The organism is Variovorax sp. W1I1 (assembly GCF_030815625.1).
GTDB classification, from domain to species: Bacteria; Pseudomonadota; Gammaproteobacteria; order Burkholderiales; family Burkholderiaceae_C; genus Variovorax; species Variovorax paradoxus_C.
This window is the reverse complement of sequence record NZ_JAUSWZ010000001.1, coordinates 335617-351874: the sequence shown is the minus strand read 5'-3', so window position 1 is coordinate 351874 and position 16258 is coordinate 335617. Positions and strand designations below refer to the sequence as shown.

Annotated in this window: 15 protein-coding genes; 4 read left to right on the top strand and 11 right to left on the bottom strand. The window is 66.3% G+C overall.

Translation table 11 applies throughout. From position 1 onward, the window contains the following. Positions 1 to 99 precede the first annotated feature (99 nt). On the bottom strand, positions 100 to 3165 hold the full coding sequence (locus QFZ83_RS01670; RefSeq protein ID WP_307501852.1) for an autotransporter outer membrane beta-barrel domain-containing protein: 3066 nt from the start codon (positions 3163 to 3165) through the stop codon (positions 100 to 102). A 539-nt stretch (positions 3166 to 3704) separates the two neighbouring features. Between QFZ83_RS01670 and QFZ83_RS01665 the strand changes: the two genes are divergently transcribed. Further along, on the top strand, positions 3705 to 4142 hold the full coding sequence (locus QFZ83_RS01665) for a JAB domain-containing protein (protein ID WP_307501849.1): 438 nt from the start codon (positions 3705 to 3707) through the stop codon (positions 4140 to 4142). A gap of 125 nt (positions 4143 to 4267) precedes the next feature. Further along, complete coding sequence (locus tag QFZ83_RS01660; protein ID WP_307501846.1) at positions 4268 to 5404, top strand: YaaC family protein; 1137 nt, start codon at positions 4268 to 4270, stop codon at positions 5402 to 5404. A gap of 199 nt (positions 5405 to 5603) precedes the next feature. Here the strand turns inward: QFZ83_RS01660 and QFZ83_RS01655 are convergent, their stop codons facing one another. The 5 genes from QFZ83_RS01655 to QFZ83_RS01635 all read right to left on the bottom strand — a co-directional run bounded on the left by QFZ83_RS01655 (position 5604) and on the right by QFZ83_RS01635 (position 10279). After that, the gene (locus QFZ83_RS01655; protein WP_176659153.1) at positions 5604 to 6605 is read right to left on the bottom strand and encodes a tripartite tricarboxylate transporter substrate binding protein; all 1002 of its coding nucleotides are present in this window, start codon (positions 6603 to 6605) and stop codon (positions 5604 to 5606) included. 99 nt (positions 6606 to 6704) lie between these two features. Next, positions 6705 to 7697: a tripartite tricarboxylate transporter substrate binding protein gene (locus tag QFZ83_RS01650; protein WP_307501841.1), complete on the bottom strand. Its 993-nt coding sequence runs from the start codon at positions 7695 to 7697 to the stop codon at positions 6705 to 6707. 1 nt (position 7698) lies between these two features. Continuing rightward, a complete protein-coding gene (pcaF, locus tag QFZ83_RS01645) occupies positions 7699 to 8904 on the bottom strand; it encodes a 3-oxoadipyl-CoA thiolase (protein ID WP_307501838.1) in 1206 nt (401 codons plus the stop codon). A gap of 29 nt (positions 8905 to 8933) precedes the next feature. Further along, entirely contained in the window at positions 8934 to 9575 is a 642-nt protein-coding gene (locus QFZ83_RS01640) for a 3-oxoacid CoA-transferase subunit B (protein WP_306882680.1), read from the bottom strand. Between the two features lie 2 nt (positions 9576 to 9577). Next, positions 9578 to 10279 (bottom strand): 3-oxoacid CoA-transferase subunit A, encoded by a 702-nt coding sequence (locus QFZ83_RS01635; RefSeq protein WP_307501835.1) that lies wholly within the window; start codon positions 10277 to 10279, stop codon positions 9578 to 9580. Between the two features lie 119 nt (positions 10280 to 10398). Between QFZ83_RS01635 and QFZ83_RS01630 the strand changes: the two genes are divergently transcribed. After that, positions 10399 to 11193, top strand: a complete 795-nt coding sequence (locus QFZ83_RS01630; RefSeq protein WP_306882678.1) for an IclR family transcriptional regulator C-terminal domain-containing protein — start codon at positions 10399 to 10401, stop codon at positions 11191 to 11193. Positions 11194 to 11271: 78 nt separating this feature from the next. Here the strand turns inward: QFZ83_RS01630 and QFZ83_RS01625 are convergent, their stop codons facing one another. Then, complete coding sequence (locus QFZ83_RS01625) at positions 11272 to 12279, bottom strand: tripartite tricarboxylate transporter substrate binding protein (RefSeq protein WP_306882677.1); 1008 nt, start codon at positions 12277 to 12279, stop codon at positions 11272 to 11274. A 176-nt stretch (positions 12280 to 12455) separates the two neighbouring features. On the opposite strand from QFZ83_RS01625, the gene QFZ83_RS01620 reads away from it, so the two are divergent. Next, positions 12456 to 12956 carry a hypothetical protein gene (locus QFZ83_RS01620; RefSeq protein WP_307501832.1) on the top strand — a complete coding sequence of 167 codons (501 nt, stop codon included), beginning with the start codon at positions 12456 to 12458 and terminating at the stop codon, positions 12954 to 12956. Here QFZ83_RS01620 and QFZ83_RS01615 read toward each other — a convergent pair. Genes QFZ83_RS01615 through QFZ83_RS01600 form a run of 4 tightly spaced genes read right to left on the bottom strand, consistent with a single transcriptional unit; the run spans position 12937 to position 16256 of the window. After that, on the bottom strand, positions 12937 to 13959 hold the full coding sequence (locus QFZ83_RS01615) for a branched-chain amino acid ABC transporter permease (protein ID WP_307501829.1): 1023 nt from the start codon (positions 13957 to 13959) through the stop codon (positions 12937 to 12939). The two genes, QFZ83_RS01620 and QFZ83_RS01615, sit on opposite strands and share 20 nt — an antisense overlap. Positions 13960 to 13964: 5 nt before the next feature. Beyond that, positions 13965 to 14828 (bottom strand): branched-chain amino acid ABC transporter permease, encoded by an 864-nt coding sequence (locus QFZ83_RS01610; RefSeq protein ID WP_307501826.1) that lies wholly within the window; start codon positions 14826 to 14828, stop codon positions 13965 to 13967. Continuing rightward, positions 14821 to 15540 carry an ABC transporter ATP-binding protein gene (locus tag QFZ83_RS01605; RefSeq protein ID WP_307501824.1) on the bottom strand — a complete coding sequence of 240 codons (720 nt, stop codon included), beginning with the start codon at positions 15538 to 15540 and terminating at the stop codon, positions 14821 to 14823. Before QFZ83_RS01605 ends, QFZ83_RS01610 begins: the two co-directional genes overlap by 8 nt. Then, positions 15537 to 16256 carry an ABC transporter ATP-binding protein gene (locus QFZ83_RS01600; RefSeq protein ID WP_307501821.1) on the bottom strand — a complete coding sequence of 240 codons (720 nt, stop codon included), beginning with the start codon at positions 16254 to 16256 and terminating at the stop codon, positions 15537 to 15539. Before QFZ83_RS01600 ends, QFZ83_RS01605 begins: the two co-directional genes overlap by 4 nt. Positions 16257 to 16258: the final 2 nt, after the last annotated feature.

Here is a 16258-nt window from a genome sequence, read left to right as displayed (position 1 = left end):
TTCCCTTGCGTGCCGCGTGGCACGCCGTGCGTCTGCCCGTCGCAGGCAGGCGCACTTTAAAGGAAGGTGGAATCGAGGACCGCCCGCCCCTTCACGCGATCACCAACGCAGCTTGACCCCCACGCTCGCATTCACGCCGCTCTTGACCCGCGCGTCGCCGCTCGAACTCCACAGCTTGCCCAGCTCCGCGTACACGCCGACCTTGTCGGTCACCTGCAGCGTGGCGCCTGCCGCCAGTTCGGTGCTGGTGCCGCCGGTGCGCGTGGCGATGTCCGCGAAGCCGGCCGGGCCGACGAAGCGCGTGACGTCCGTGCCGCGGCCGCCGCGGTACAGGTTGGCCCGCACATAGGGTTGCAGCACCCCGGCACCGGTGGCGATCTGGCCCTTCACGCGCACGCCGGCGCGTACGAGCGTGCCGTTGCGGCTGTCCTGCCGCACGAGCGCGCCGGGGATGGCCGTATCGCCCAGGTTCACGCGCTGGTGCACAAGTTGCAACTGCGGCTCGATGGTCCAGTTCTGCGCGATGGCGAACGACTGTCCCACCTCGACCGACGCCAGCACGCTGTTGCCCTTGCCGCCGCTCGCCAGGTTCAAGGCGGGCGATGCGGTGTAGCGGTGGCGGCCGCCCTGCAGCACGCCGTCGACGTACAGGCCGCTGTCGTTCCTCCAGGTGGCGTAGGCGCCCAGGTACTGGCTCTTCTGGTCGTTGGCGCCGACCGCGAGGTTCGCCAGGCCGCTGGAGAAACCGTTCACGCGCATGTCGCCGTCGAGCTGCCCGACGTACACGCCCACGCGCCAGTTCGGGTCGGCCCACAGGTCGGTGCCGGCCTGGAAACCCGTGAGGCGCCCCTTGCTCGTGGGGCTCACGGTGCCGCCCTGCGAGAGGGTGCGGTCGGTGCTGATGATGCGGCCCCACGCCTGGCGATAGCCCTGCGCCGGCGTGGCCGTGGCCGGGGCCGTGGCAGCGCCGAGGTCGTCGCCCGTGCGCTGGTGCATGTTGCCGAGCATCGCCAGGCTGGATTGGCGCAGTTGCTCGGGCAGCGCCGCGTACAGCGGCACTTCGGCGCGGTAGGTGGGCACGCCGCCCAAGCCGCCGGCTCCCGTTCCGATGCCCGTGCCGCCGCCGGGCGGAGCGACGGCCGCGGCGGTGGAGCGCAGGTACCAGTTCTCGCCCGCGCCGCTGGCGTCGGCGGCATACAGCCGGTACTCGTAGGCCCCCGCGTCGACGTGGCCGCCGGCCAGGTTGAATGCGCTGCGGGTGGTCTGCGCGGTCGTGGTCGCGCCGTTGATCGCGCTGATCACCTCGATGCCGTTGCCCGTGGTGAGCGCACCCAGGCCGCCCAGGTTGGTGATCTGCACGCGGGTCGTGCCGCTGGCGATGGCGGTCGCGCCGCTCAGGATGAGCCGGTCGCTTGCGCTCGCGCTGCCGCCCAGCGAGGTACCCAGTCGCAGCGTGCCGCCGTTGCCCGCCCAAGGGCCGTTGACGGTCAGCGTCGTGCCGGGTACCGCACCCACCAGCGACACCGTGCCGCTGTTGGCCATCGAGGCGATGGCCTGGCTGTTGCCCGCCAGGTCCAGCGCCGCACCCAACGCCACGGTGTAGGCGCTGCCGCTGCTCAGCACGTTGGCCGCGCCAGCGCGCAAGGTACCCGCCGCAACCAGGGTACCGCCCGTATGGGTGTCGGCGCCGCTCAGCGTGAGCACGCCCGCACCGGACTTCACGAGATCGCTGGCGCCGGAGATCGCGCCCGACCACGCGAGGTCGTGCCCGCGGGTGTCGATGGTGCCCGTGCCGCCCAGCAGCAGGGCGTTGTCGACGGCGAGCCCGTCGACATCCGCGATCACGCTGGCGGTGGCGCCGGTGCCGATCGAAATCGCGCCCGTCATCGATGTCCCGGTGCGCAGCGTGAGGCTGTTCGCACTGCCGGTGAACGCGACAGCGGCGGCGCGCGTGACGCTGTCTGCGCCCAGCCCGCCGGAGATGACGCCGCCGTTGATGAGCGCGAGGCCCGCGCCCGTCACGCCCACGCCGCCCGCGCCATTCGCGCCGGCCGGTCCGCCGTTGCTGTTGGCACCGCCCGCGCCGCCCGCCCCGCCGGCGATGACGCCGGTGTTGGTGAGCGTCGCGCCCGCGCCGATCGATGCGAGGCCCGCGCCGCCGTCGCCACCGCCGCCCGGCGAACCAGTGCCGCCCGCGCCGCCGCCGGATGCACCCCCTGCACCGCCCGCACCGCCGGCGATCGCGCCCATGTTGCTGAAGACGACAGCCGCACCGGCCAGCGTTGCGCCGATGCCGCCGGCCCCACCGCCGCCGCCCGACGCGTTGGCGCGGGAGCCCGCCAGTTCGGCGCCGCCAGCGCCGCCCGCCCCGCCTGCGAGGGTGCCGGTGTTGGTGACGCCCAGGCCCGGCGTCGTCGCGTTCAGGTAGAACCCGCCGCCCCCGCTGCCGCCGCCCCCGCCCTGCGAGAAAGCGTTGCCGCCCTGGCCGCCCGCGCCGCCCGCGGACGACCCGGTGGCCGTGTAGTTGCCGAGCGGCCCGTTGAGGATCGCGCCGTACCCGCCGGCACCGCCGCCGCCCGCCGCCCAATACCCGTCGCCGCCCGCGCCACCGGCACCGCCGGTGTAGCTGTCGGACGAACTCGGAATGTTGTTCGCGATCGACGCGCCCTGGAAGCCGCCGCCGCCCCCGCCGCCGTAGCCATCGCCCGCACCCGGGCCGCCCGTCTGCGCCTGGCCCGCGCCGCCGGCATCGCCCTGGAACACGCCGGGTCCCGACGACGTGCTGGCAGCCCCCGCTGCGCCGCCCGCGCCCGGCGTGGCGGTGCCGAAGCTCCCGATGCTGGCACCGGCGCCGGCCGTGGCACCGCCCGGCGTCGACGCGCCGCCCGCACCGCCGAACGCATTGAAGATCGTGTCGTTGAATCCGCCGCTGCCACCGCTGCCGTCGCTGCCACCGGCACCGCCGTTCAGCCGCGTGTCACCGACCGGCTGACCACCCGCACCGCCCGCCGCGAGCACCGGAACCACGCAGGCGACCAGGGCCGCCGCTGCGATGGCGCGCACGCCGCCCGTGCTGGAGGACCGCGCAAGGCCGCGCGAGATTTCTGGCGCGGCGACCCAGGTGCCGAGCGTGGGATTCCAAAGGGTTCGGAAGATTTTGTTCATGGCTTCGACGCGTTCTTGGTTTGATCGATCGGGTTGGCACCCAGATGCAGCAGCAATCGCCTTGCTCCCCCTCCGCGCGCCGTGGATTTCGCATTTGCGAATCAAAAATGTAAGTACGCGTTGCGGTTACGCATATACCCCGGCGGAAGTACCCCGGATGGGCCGGATTTGTGAGACGCGAGGCCTCCTTGCGTCGGCTTGGACGTGCGGTAGTTGGGGTACCTATTCAGAGCGTCGGGAAGTAACAGATGCTTCGCGCGTGATGCGCGAGGAGAAGGTGTTCGCGGAGGGGGCGAGCCGGGCGGCTCGCTGTACGACTGCCTGTTGCGGACAAGGCCGACTTCAATGGAAGGTGCCGGGCGGGCGACCTGCCTTTCTCAACGTTGTTGAGAGAAGTCTTCTGGTCCTCGTTCAACGCATCCTCGAACACACCAAAGGCGGTAGAGACCGGGAGGCTCAGCGCGCTTGGTTTCGAGGTGCGTGCATCACAATCTTCCGCACTATCAATATGCGGACACCGCTCCCCGGAGGAACTCAAGATGGCTTACCTGAAAGAACTCAAGGTCACGTTCACGCGGAAGCGCGTGGACGACGACCTGCTGAACAAACCGGTCGAGAGCCCCGGACAGGTGTTCGCGCTGTTCAAGGACATGCAGGACGAGACCAAGGAGAAGGTCGTCGTGCTGCATTTGAATCCGCAGTTGGAGATTCTTTCTTGGGAGCTTGCTGCGATTGGGACGGGGACGCAGACGCTGATGGACCCCGCGGAGATATACCGGAACGCGATCCTTGCGAGGGCCAGTTCATTGATCGTGGTGCACAACCATCCGTCGGGGACCTGCAAGCCGTCTCAAGCGGATATTGCAATTGCGGCTCGGCTTGTTGAAGTGGGGAAATTGCTGGGGGTGCCGCTGCAGGACTTCATCATCATTGGGGATGGGGCATATGGGAGTTTTCGAGAAGACGGGCGGTTTTGAATCTTTCAAGATTCATAGAAAAATCGATGTTTTAGGTATTGATTTGTATTTTTGTTTCAAACGCCTCGTTTCAACTACTCCTCCAAAAAGCTAACAGCGCGCCATCATCAAAGAAAAAAATGATATTGAATTCAGCGAAAATAATTGAGCATTTGGACGTCGAAGCGTACTGTTGGAACAGGTTGGCAAAGTTTTTAAACTCTGAATTTACCGCCAGCATCATTCAGAATTTGCATCAACCTCCTGCAAAGCAAGCACTCAATGTAAAGCGGCAAGCTGAGGAGATTAAGCATTGCTTGATGCAAGCTCGCGAGTACTTCAGGGCGGCTCAAAATGTGACGCTGGCTACGCGTCCTGTGCTTTTGTATTACGGCGTTATGTCTATGGCGCTAGCAGAAATTTTGTTAAAGCAAACTGCTGACAGCCGATTGGAGCGACTGCGGCAGGAACATCCTGCCCATGGACTAACCTTGAATGTTGCGAACGCTCCAAAGCCAAATGACAATTTGGCCGACGCACTGGTCAGCATGGTTGCCAAAATTCAAACTGACGGAAATGCCAACCCTCGTGGAACCTTTGAGGTTTGGAGACGCTCGGCCCGGGAATACCCGATCGCAGGCAGGCAAACGAGAGCAACGATAAATGGTTCGGTTAATGGCTTCGGAATCCTAATGGGCGCCATAGATCAACCGTTTGCAGTAATTCCAAAAAAAGGAATAACTCTAAAAGACTGTCTAGTTGACTTGCCATATATGGCAGATGTGCTTGAAGCCAACGGTATGCGCGTCGAAATGGTTCGGGCGACAATGAACTCTAATCGATCACTTGATGACCGATATCAAACTACGCTAACCGTGCACCCTCATTCCCAGGATTTAATTGACTCTTTTGGAGCGCTCGTCAAATTTCGATCAAGCGCCATCAACGATTTGACGGTAATCGAATATCCCAATGGCTACTCGATCATCATCAATGATGTCGAAAAAGTCGGGGATTTTCATTTCCCATCGGCAATCACCCTTAATCAAGAAAGAGTAAATTTTTCCTGCACAAAAACACCGGTTAATGAGTTTGGCAATCTCTACATTGCCCTTCATATATGCGGCAATTTTTCCCGATACTACCCAGACATTTGGCTTCGGCATGTTGAAATGAATTCGGCGCTTGCACTTGCAATTGAGGAGCTATGTGCCCATGCAATGGAAAGGCTTCCATTGCTAATGCTGTCTGAGTTAACGCGCACCTATCACGTTCTAAAATAATTTCTCGAACATCTACATCGAATTCGGCGATTTACTAGCTGAAAAAGGAAGTACGGATTTTCGTTTTGACTTCACCGGTTTAAATGGTCAGCGCGCACCGTTGTTGCTCGATAACGCCCGCCCGAGTGGCGACCAGTTAATCCGCGCACGCCGTCGCGTTTAAGCGGACGGCGTGCCCTTCAAAGCTACTCGTCTCCAATCAATCCAACGAAACATTCGCCTTCTTAATCACATCCCCAAACCGCTGCGTCTCACTCGCCACAAACTGATCAAACTGCGGCCGCGTCGTCGGAAACGGCTCATAGCCGAAGCTCTTGAACTTCTCCAGCACATCGGGTTCCGCCAGCCCCTTCTCGATGTCGCGCTTGATCTTCTCGGTCACCGAAGCGGGCAGGCCCTTGGGCACGGCAATCGCGTTCCAGCCGATCACCTCGAAGCCCTTGGGGCCGCCCGATTCGGCGACGGTCGGCACGTCGGGGAAAGCGGCGTTGCGCTGGGGCGCGGCCACAGCCAGAAAGCGCAGCTTGTTCGCGCGCTGCAGCGGGCCGGCGGTGGCGCTGCTGCCGAGGGCAAAGGCCAGTTCGCCCGTGGCCACCGAGGTGTAGAGCTGCGTGGTTTCCTTGTAGATGATGTGCTCCATCTGCGTGCCGGTGGCCGACTCGAAGAGCTCCGAGCCCAGGTGCACCGGGTTGCCGACCGACCATGAGCCGTAGTCGAGCTTGCCGGGGTTGGCCTTGGCGTCGGCGATGAGGTCGCCCACGGTCTTGTACTTGCTGTTGGTGGCAACGGTGAAGAAGAAATACGTCTTGAAGAGCGGCAGCAGCGTGTCGAAGTCCTTGGCGCTGTCGTAGGGCAGCTTCTTGAAGAGCGCCGGGTACGCGGCCAGGTGCACGTTGTCCAGAACGATGATGTCGTGGCCGTCTTTGGCGCCGCGCTTGAAGGCGTCGATGGCGATGAAGCCGTTGCCACCCGGGCGGTTCTCGACCACCACCGGCTGGCCCCACGCGCGCGAGAGCTTGTCGGCCACGAGGCGGGCCACGCCGTCGGGGCCGCCGCCGACCGGGAACGGCGTGATGATGCGCACGGGCTTGGTGGGGAAGGCGGCCTGAGCCGATGCGGTGGCGGGTGCCAGCGCTGCCGTGGCGAGCGCGAGTGCTGCGGCCACGCCGATGGCGCGACGCGTTGTGTTCGTGTTCTTCATCTCTCTGATCCTCTTCTTTCGGTTCTCTTGGTTTGAAACTTGTTCTCTGCCCGTGCGATGCGGGCTGCGCGGTGACTGCGTGACTGCTGCTGCTTGCTGCTACTGCGCCGTCGCGCCCGAGCTCTTGACGATCGCCGCCCACTTCTCGCTCTCCCGCGAGATGAGCGCCGCGTACTCGGCGGGGCCGCCGAGCAAGGGCACGGCGCCTTCCACGTCGAGGCGCGACTGGAATTCCTTGTCCCCCGCCACCTTGAGCATCTGCGCCGCCAGCTCCTTCACGACCGCATCGGGCGTGCCGCGCGGCGCGAGGAGGCCGTAGGTAAGCGTGCTTTCAAAACCCGCGAGTTCGCGCAGGCCCGATTCGGCGACGGTGGGCACGTCGGGCAGCGTGGGCAGCCGCTTGTCGCCGGTGACGGCAATGGCGCGCAGCCGTCCGCTCTTCACCAGCGCGAGCGCGGGCGGGATGACGCTGAACATCATCTGCACCTGCCCGCCCGCCAGGTCGGTGAGCGCGGGGTTGGTGCCCTTGTAGGGAATGTGATTGAGCCGGGTGCCGGTGCGCTGCGCGAAGAGTTCGCCGGTCAGGTGGCCGCCGGTGCCGCTGCCGCTCGATGCGTAGTCGAGCAGGCCCGGCCGCGCCTTGGCTTCGGCCACGAGGTCGGCCACGCTGCGCACCTTCGATGCGGCGGGCACCACGAGCACGAGCGCCGATGACGCGAACATCGCGACAGGCACGAGGTCTTTGCGCGCATCGAACTTCAGGCCCTTGTAGAGCGCGGGGTTGATCGACACGGTGCCCGTGTGGCCGAGCAGGAGCGTGCTGCCGTCGGGCGCGCTGCGCACGACCTGCTCGGTGCCGAGGTTGCCGCCCGCGCCGGGCTTGTTGTCGACGATGACGCCGGACTTGCGCAGCTCGCCGAGGCCCTTGGCCATCTGGCGCGCGAACACGTCGTTGCCGCCGCCGGCCGCAAAGGGCACGACGATGCGGATGGGCCTGGCCGCATCGCTCTGATGCTGCTGCTGCTGCGCATGCGCGGGCAAGCCCGCCGCGGCGAGCAGGCCCAGCAGCAGCTCGCGTCGCGCGAGGCTCATCTCAGACGCGTTCCAGGATCACGGCAATGCCCTGCCCCACGCCGATGCACATGGTGCACAGCGCGTAGCGGCCGCCGCCCTTGTGCAGCTGGTTCACCGCGGTGGTGGCCAGGCGTGCGCCGCTCGCGCCGAGCGGATGGCCGAGCGCGATGGCGCCGCCGTTGATGTTCACGCGCGCGTCGTCGTCCTTCAGGCCCAGGAGGCGCAGCACGGCGAGGCCTTGCGCGGCGAAGGCTTCGTTGAGTTCGATGACGTCGATCTGGTCGATGGTGAGGCCGGTGAGTGCCAGCACCTTCTGCGTGGCGGGCGCGGGGCCGATGCCCATCACGCGCGGCGCAACGCCGGCGGTGGCCATGCCGACCACGCGGGCGCGGGGCGTCAAGCCATGCTTCGCGGCGCTGGCTTCGTCTGCCAGCAGCAGCGCGCAGGCGCCGTCGTTCACGCCGCTGGCGTTGCCAGCGGTCACGGTGCCGTCGGGGCGCACGATGGGCTTGAGCTTGGCCAGCGCCTCCAGCGTGGTGTCACGCGGATGCTCGTCCTTGTTGACGATGAGCGCGTCGCCCTTTTTCTGGGGCACGCTCACGGGCACGATCTCGGCGTCGAAGAAGCCGGACTTCTGCGAGGCCACGGCGCGCAGCTGCGAGTTGAGCGCCATCAGGTCTTGCGCTTCGCGCTCGATCTTGTAGTCGGTGGCGACGTTCTCGGCCGTCTCGGGCATGGAGTCGACGCCGTACTGCGCCTTCATGAGCTTGTTGACGAAGCGCCAGCCGATGGTGGTGTCGTACACCGCGTTGTTGCGGCTGAAGGCGCTCTCGGCCTTGGGCATGACGAAGGGGGCGCGGCTCATGCTCTCGACGCCACCGGCGATCATGAGGCCGGCTTCACCGGCGCGGATGGCGCGGGCTGCGGTGCCCACGGCATCGAGGCCCGAACCGCACAGGCGGTTGATGGTGCCGCCGCCGATTTCCAGCGGCAGGCCCGCGAGCAGCGCCGACATGCGCGCGACGTTGCGGTTGTCTTCGCCGGCCTGGTTGGCGCAGCCGTAGAGCACGTCGCTCACGGCTTGCCAGTCGACGTTCTTGTTGCGTTCCATCAGCGCGCGCAGGGGCACTGCGCCCAAGTCGTCGGTGCGCACGCTGCTGAGCGAGCCGCCGTAGCGGCCGAAGGGGGTGCGAACGGCGTCGCAGATGAAGGCGTGGTTGGTCATGTCTGTTGTCTCTGAATGAATGGAATGGATCAGGCTGCGATCGGCAGGCCGACGAGCTTCTCGAGTTCTTCGCGGGTGAGCCCTTCGACGAGGTCGACGAGCTTCAAACCTTGCGGCGTGCATTCGAGCGTGGCGAGGTCGGAGTACACGCGCTTGACGCAGCCGATGCCGGTCAGCGGATAAGTGCATTCCTGCACCAGCTTGCTCGTGCCCTGCTTGGTGAGCAGATCCATCATCACCCAGGTCTGCTTGGCGCCGATGGCCAGATCCATCGCGCCGCCGACGGCGGGAATGGCGTCTTTCTCGCCGGTGTGCCAGTTGGCGAGATCGCCGGTGGCCGACACCTGGAACGCGCCGAGCACGCAGATGTCGAGGTGGCCGCCGCGCATCATCGCGAAGCTGTCGGCATGGTGAAAGAACGAGCCGCCCGGCAGCAGCGTGACGGGTTGCTTGCCGGCGTTGATGAGGTCGTAGTCTTCCTCGCCGGCCTCGGGCGCGGGGCCCATGCCGAGGATGCCGTTCTCGCTTTGCAGGATGACCTCGCGGCCAGCAGGCAAGTGGTTGGCCACGAGCGTGGGCTGGCCGATGCCGAGGTTGACGACGGCGCCGTCGAAAATGTCTTGCGCGACGCGGGCTGCCAACTGGTCTTTGGTGCGACGTGTGTATGCCATGTTCATGCTGCCTTCTTGAAGCCGCCGGCCTGGGTGGCGACGCGTTCGATGCGCACCACCTGGTGCACGAAGATGCCCGGGGTCACGACGGTCTCGGGGTCGAGGGTGCCGAGCTCGGCGACGTCGTGCACGGTGGCAATGGTCTTCTTAGAAGCCATGGCCATCACCGGGCCGAAGTTGCGTGCGGCCTTGCGATAGACCAGGTTGCCCCAGCGGTCGCCGCGCTCGGCCTTGATGAGCGCCACGTCGCCGTGGATGGGGTACTCCAGCACGTACTGCTTGCCATTGATCTCGCGGGTTTCGCGGTTGCCCGCGAGCTGCGTGCCGTAGCCGGTCGGGCAGAAGAAGGCGCCGATGCCAGCGCCCGCGGCGCGGATGCGCTCGGCCAGATTGCCCTGCGGCACGAGTTCGAGTTCGAGCTTGCCGCTGCGGTAGAGCCCGTCGAACACCTGGCTGTCGGCCTGGCGCGGAAAGCTGCAGATGATCTTGCGCACGCGGCCGGCCTTGAGCAGCGCCGCGAGGCCGGTGTCGCCGTTGCCGGCGTTGTTGTTGACGACGGTGAGGTCCTTGGCGCCCTGCTCGACGAGGCCGTCGATGAGCTCGCCGGGAATGCCGGCGGTGCCGAAGCCGCCGATGAGAACCGTGGCGCCGTCTTGGATGCCCGCGAGGGCATCGGCGACCGAGCGCGCGATCTTGTTGATCATGAAGCTTGTCTCCGGGTGAATCGAAATGGGATCGAAAGTAGATCGAGAAACGGACGACTCGAAATGTTCGTATACAGAACATTTGTTCGTATAATGAATTCTAGAGAGGATCGCTCACCATGGCAACCCAGCCCCCCAAGACCAATAACACCGAAACACCCGCCCCCGGCGACAGCTATGTGCAGTCGTTCGCGCGCGGCCTGCAGGTGATCCGCTCGTTCAGCGAGAGCGCGCCGCGCCAGACGCTGAGCGAGGTCGCCGCGGTCAGCGGCCTCACGCGGGCGGGGGCGCGGCGCATCCTGCTCACGCTGCAGGCGCTGGGCTATGTGGTGACCGACGGCAAGCTCTTCACGCTCACGCCGCGCATCCTCGACCTCGGGTTCGCGTATCTCTCGTCGATGCCGATCTGGAACCGCGCCGAGCCGGTGATGGAGGCGCTGGTGCAAGAGGTGCAGGAGTCGTGCTCGGCCGCGGTGCTCGATGCGACCGACATCGTTTACGTGCTGCGCGTGCCGACCAAGAAGATCATGCACATCAGCCTGGGCGTGGGCTCGCGGCTGCCGGCCTACTGCACGTCGCTCGGCCGGCTGCTGCTGGCCGACCTTGAAGACGACGAGGTGCGCGCGCGGCTCGAAGCCTCGAACATCGAAGCGCTCACCAAGCACACGGTGACCGACATCGATGCGCTCATGGCCAAGGTGGCGCAGGCGCGCAAACAGCAGTGGTGCCTGGTGAACCAGGAGCTCGAAGAAGGCCTCATCTCGGTGGCCGCCCCCATCGTCAACAAGCAGGGCCAGATGGTGGCCGCGCTCAACATCAGCGGGCAGGCGAACCGCACCAGCGCGAAGGTGATGCAGGAGACGATGCTGCCGGCGCTGATCGATGCGGCGAAGCAGGTGTCGCGGCTGCTCTAGGTGCTATGAGGCCGGCCTCAGGTTGAGGCCGTCGTGCCCTCACCCTAGCCCTCTCCCAGAGGGAGAGGGAACAAGGCATCAAGCCTCGGAGTGGATGCCCTTCATGATGATCACGCCGCCCAGCCGCGCCGTGTCCGCGCGCATGCGGCGGGCCAGCGCCTCGGGCGTGCCGGGCTGCGCCTGCCAGCCGGTCTTGAGCAGCGCCTGCGCCACGTCGGGCATGCTGGTCACTTCGGACAGCGCCGCACTCAGCCGGGCCACCGCGTTCTTGTTCATGCCCGCGGGCGCGGCCAGCGCGGTCCAGATTTCGAGGTCGGCGCCGCGCACGTCGGCATCGCGGATGGTGGGAAGTTCGCTCGCGAGCGGGCTGCGTTCGGGCGAGGTGACGCCGATCGCCTTCAGCTTGCCCGACTTCAGATGCGGCAGCGCCAGGCCGGGCGGCAACAGGGCCAGCTGGATCTCGCCGCCGAGCAGGCCGGCGATCACCTGCGGGTTGCCGGTGTAGGGCTTGTGCTGCGCGGTGATGGCGGCGCGGCTCTTCAGAAGCTCCATGCCCAGGTGCCCCACCGTGCCCACGCCGGGCGTGCCGTACTTGCCGCCGGTGCCCAGGTTGCGCGCCCACAGCAGCAGGTCGGCGGGCGTCTTGCCGGGGGCGTTGCCCGACACCGCGAGCACCAGCGGCGCGGTGCCGACCATGCCGACGGGCGCGAAGTCTTTTTCAGGATCGAACGGGATCGCGGGGTTCAGCAGTTTCGCGATGGTGAGGTTGCCGTTGATCAGCGCGCCGATGGTGTGGTCGTCGGTCGCCTTGGCCACCTGGTCGGCCACGAGGTTGCCGCTGGACCCGGGCTTGTTCTCGACCGTGACCGGCTGGCGAAGGATCTTCGCGAGCGGCTCGGCAATGGCGCGGGCCGCGAGGTCCGGCGAGGCGCCGGCGGGAAAGCCCACGAGGATGCGCACGGGCTTGGTGGGCCATGCGGCTTCGGCGGCCGCCGGCTTCGGCTGGGACCACGCGCCGGGCGCGAAGAGCGAGGTGGCAAAAGCCGCGGCGCCGCCTTCCAGCAGGCGGCGTTTGGTGATCGTCAAGGGAGACTCCAGAGCGATGAAAGAAGTGATGAAATGTCACCACATTGTTTCAAACGTTACCGGATCATGCTGTACCGCGCAAGTCCAAAGTCCGTCCGCGCGGGGCCATTAGGATGGCCCGCCCGCGCGTCGCACAGGGCGCCGCCGCGAGGCAGCCAGAGGGAGATTCAGCACCGATGATCGAGTTTTTCCATACCAAGGAACGCCTTCGTTTTCTGTTGTACGTGGGCGCCATTGCGACGCCGATCCTGCTCATCTCGGCCTGGGTCGTGAGCAGCATGGAATCCTCGGCCGCCGCCAAGGGCGAGCCCAACGACAAGGGCGGGCTGCACTACCGCATCCAGGAAAAAAGCGGCGCCAAGGAACTGCCGCACGCGCTGGCGGCGCTGGTCGCGGTGCCGCCGAACACCGCGATGACCGACGTGAGCGTCGACACCGACGGCGCGGGCCGCGTGACGAGCGCGGCGGTCAAGGCCTTCAGCACCGACGACTTCAAGACGGTCGCGGCCTTCTACAAGCCCACGCTCGCCCCGGTGACCACCGACAGCGCGGCGTCGCTCGAGGGCGTGCGCGACGGCTACGAAATCCGCATCTCGCACGAGAAGAAGTTCTTCGACAACGATCCCTACAAGGACCGCACGAAGATCGAATACACCATCAACCCCGCGAAGAAATAGCCGCGGCCGGCGCACGCAGCAGCCTGCGTTGCGTCGGAAAAAGCGACCAGCCCCAGCGCTGTTGCGCGTAGCCCCACAGCCCCTGCTTGAAGAACAGCGTGACGAGGATCGCGAGCAGTCCGAGCCCGAGCAAGTACCAGGTGCCGTAGTCGCTCAGGAACTTGTTGAGCGCCCAGAAGATGAGCGCGCCCATCAGCGGTCCTTCGATGCGCCCGATGCCGCCGATGACCACCATGAAGATCGCGAAGGCGGTCCAGTTGACGCTGAAGGCCGCATCGGGGCTGATGCGCAGGTTGCCCACGAAGTAGAGCGCGCCCGCGAGCCCCGCACCGAAGGCCGCGACCACGTACACCGCGAGCTTCATGCGTGCCACCGGAATGCCCTGCGACTCGGCCGCCACTTCGTTGTCGCGAATCGCCAGCAGCGCAAGCCCGCGCTTGCTGCGCAGGAACAGATAGACCAGCGCGATGGCCGCGACCACGCAGGCCAGCGCCATCCAGTAGGTGGTGCGCTCGCGCGTCGCCTTCTCGATGCCGCGCAGCGCGGTGAGCGTGGTGCCCGAGCCGCCGCCGACCGCCGACACGTTGGCGAAGCTCAGCCGGAACACCTCGGCGATCACCCAGGTGCCGATCGCGAAGTAGCCGCCCGACAAGCGGAACGCGACGAACGACACCGGGATCGCGACAAGCCCCGCGGCCAGCGCGCCCAGCGGAATCGCCACGAACGGATTGACGCCCGCGAAGTTGCCGAGCATCAGCATCACGTAGCCGCCGAAGCCGAAGAAGGCCTGCTGCCCGATGCTCACCATGCCGCCGTAGCCCGCGAGCAGGTTCCACATCATTGCGAAGATGAAGTAGCAGGCAATCTCGACAAACTCGCGCATCCAGCTCGACTCGCCCCAGAACGGAAGGCTCGCGGCGATGAGCACGAGTGCGATGCCGACGAAGAGCGCCGTGCGGCTCGCAGCGGTGGCGCGCTCGACGGCAATGAGGGTAGGAGGCATGTTCGTCATCCACGTGTCTTTGGAAACAGCCCCTGCGGCCGCAGCACCAGCACGACCAGGAACACGATGTGCCCGAACCAGATGCCCCAGCCCGGGTCGAGCCGGAAGCCGATCTGCTGCGTGATGCCCAGGATCATCGCGCCCGCCAGCGTGCCCCAGAACGAGCCCATGCCGCCGATGATCACGGCCTCGAAGGCGAAGAGCAGCAGCAGCGGGCCGTCCGATGGCGACACCGTCGTGCGCATGCCCTGCAGGGCGCCCGCGATGGCGATCAGCACGAAGGCGATGGCGGTCGCGAAGGCGTAGACCTTTTTCGCATCGAGGCCCATGAGCTCGGCGATCTCGCGGTCGTCGGACACGGCGCGGAACGACCGGCCGAGCGCGGTGTGCGCGAAGAGCCATTGCAGAGCGCCGGTCGCGACGACCGCGATGGTCAGCACGATCAATGGCAGCACGCCGAGCGAGAGCGAATCGCCGAGCGCGACGCCCTGCGTGTTGAGCCCGTTCGTCTCGATGGCGCGCGGATCGGCCGAGAACAACTCAAGCAGCAGGTTCTGGATGACGATCGACAGGCCGAAGGTGACGACGAGCGAAGGCAGCGGGTCCTTGCCCAGCGTGCCGTTGAGCACGTAGCGCTGCAGCGCATAGCCGAACGCGAAGGCGATGGGCAGCACCGCGAGCGCGACGAGCCACGGCATCGCATCGCCCGCGAGCGACACGCCCGCGATGACGGCGAACGCGCCGAGGATGATGAAGTCGCCCTGCGCCGTGTTCGTGAGCCGCATGACGCCGAACATCAGCGACTGGCCGAGCGCGAACAGCGTGTAGAGGCCGCCGAGCAGCACGCCCTGAACGAGGGTTTCAAGCATGGGTCGCCTCCATGCCGAAGTAAGCCTGCGAGATCTGTTCGCGCGTGAGGTCGGCGGACTTTCCTTCGAGCGACACGCGGCCCTCCTGGAAGCAGTAGATGCGCTGCGAGACCTGGCGCGCCATCGTCACGTCTTGCTCGACGATCACCACCGTCATGCCCTCGCCGGTGATGGCGGGCATAGCCGCGTAGATCTCGCGATTGACGATGGGCGCGAGGCCGAGCGAGAGCTCGTCGCACAGCAGCACCTCGGGGTTGCTCATGAGCGCGCGGCCGAGCGCAACCATCTGCTGCTGGCCGCCCGAGAGCGAGGTGCCGGGCTGGTGGCGCTTCTCGGCAAGGATGGGGAACAGCGTGTAGAGGCGCTTCAGGTGCCACGGACCCTTGCGGTTCGCGGTGGCGCCCATGAGCAGGTTCTCTTCGACGCTGAGGCTGGGGAAGAGGCGGCGGCCTTCGGGGACCATGGCGAGGCCGCGGCGGACGATTTCGCCGGGTGGCAATCCGCCGATGGGTTCGCCCTTGAAGTGGATCGCTTCGCGGGGTGCTCGCACGAGACCGGTGAGGCTCTTGAGGAAGGTCGATTTGCCCGCGCCATTGGCGCCGATGATGGCGACGAGTTCGCCGGCAGTGAGCGCGAAGTCGATGCCGAACAAGGCTTGGGCGTCGCCGTAGAAGGCCTTGAGGCCATGCGTCGTGAGCAGCGGCGCGCTCATGCTTCCATCCCCATGTACACCCGCCGCACCTCGGGATCGTTCATCACCGCGCGCGGCTCGCCCTCCGCCAGCTTCTGCCCGAAGTTGATGACGAACAGCCGATCAGCGAGCGACAGCAGTGCATGCACCACGTGCTCGATCCAGATCATCGTCACGCCGCGCGCCTTGATGCGCTTGAGCTCATCGACCAGCACCGCGGCCTCGGGCTCGGTGAGCCCGCCCGCGATTTCGTCGAGCAGCAGCAACTGCGGCTTCGTCGCCAACGCGCGCGCGAGTTCGAGGCGCTTGCGGTCCAGCAGCGTGAGGCCGCCTGCCGGCTTGTTCGCATGCGCCATCAGGCCCGTCTGCTCCAGCACTTCATGGGCCGTGCGCCAAGCCTCGCGCTCGGTCTGCTGCCCGCCGAAGCAAGCAGCGGTCACGAGGTTCTCGAACACGCTCATGTTGCCGAACGGCTGCGGCACCTGGTAGCTGCGGCCGATGCCCGCATGACAGCGCTGGTGCGGCTTGAGCCGCGTCACGTCGCGGCCTGCGTATTCCACGCGCCCCGCATCGACGCGCACGTCGCCCGAGATCAGGTTGAACAGCGTGGTCTTGCCCGCGCCGTTCGGCCCGAGGATGCCCAGCGTCTCGCCCTCGGTCACCGCGAGCGAAATGCCGTCGGTGACCTTGAGCGCGCCATACGCCTTACTCACGGCATGCAGTGCCAGCAGCGCCATGG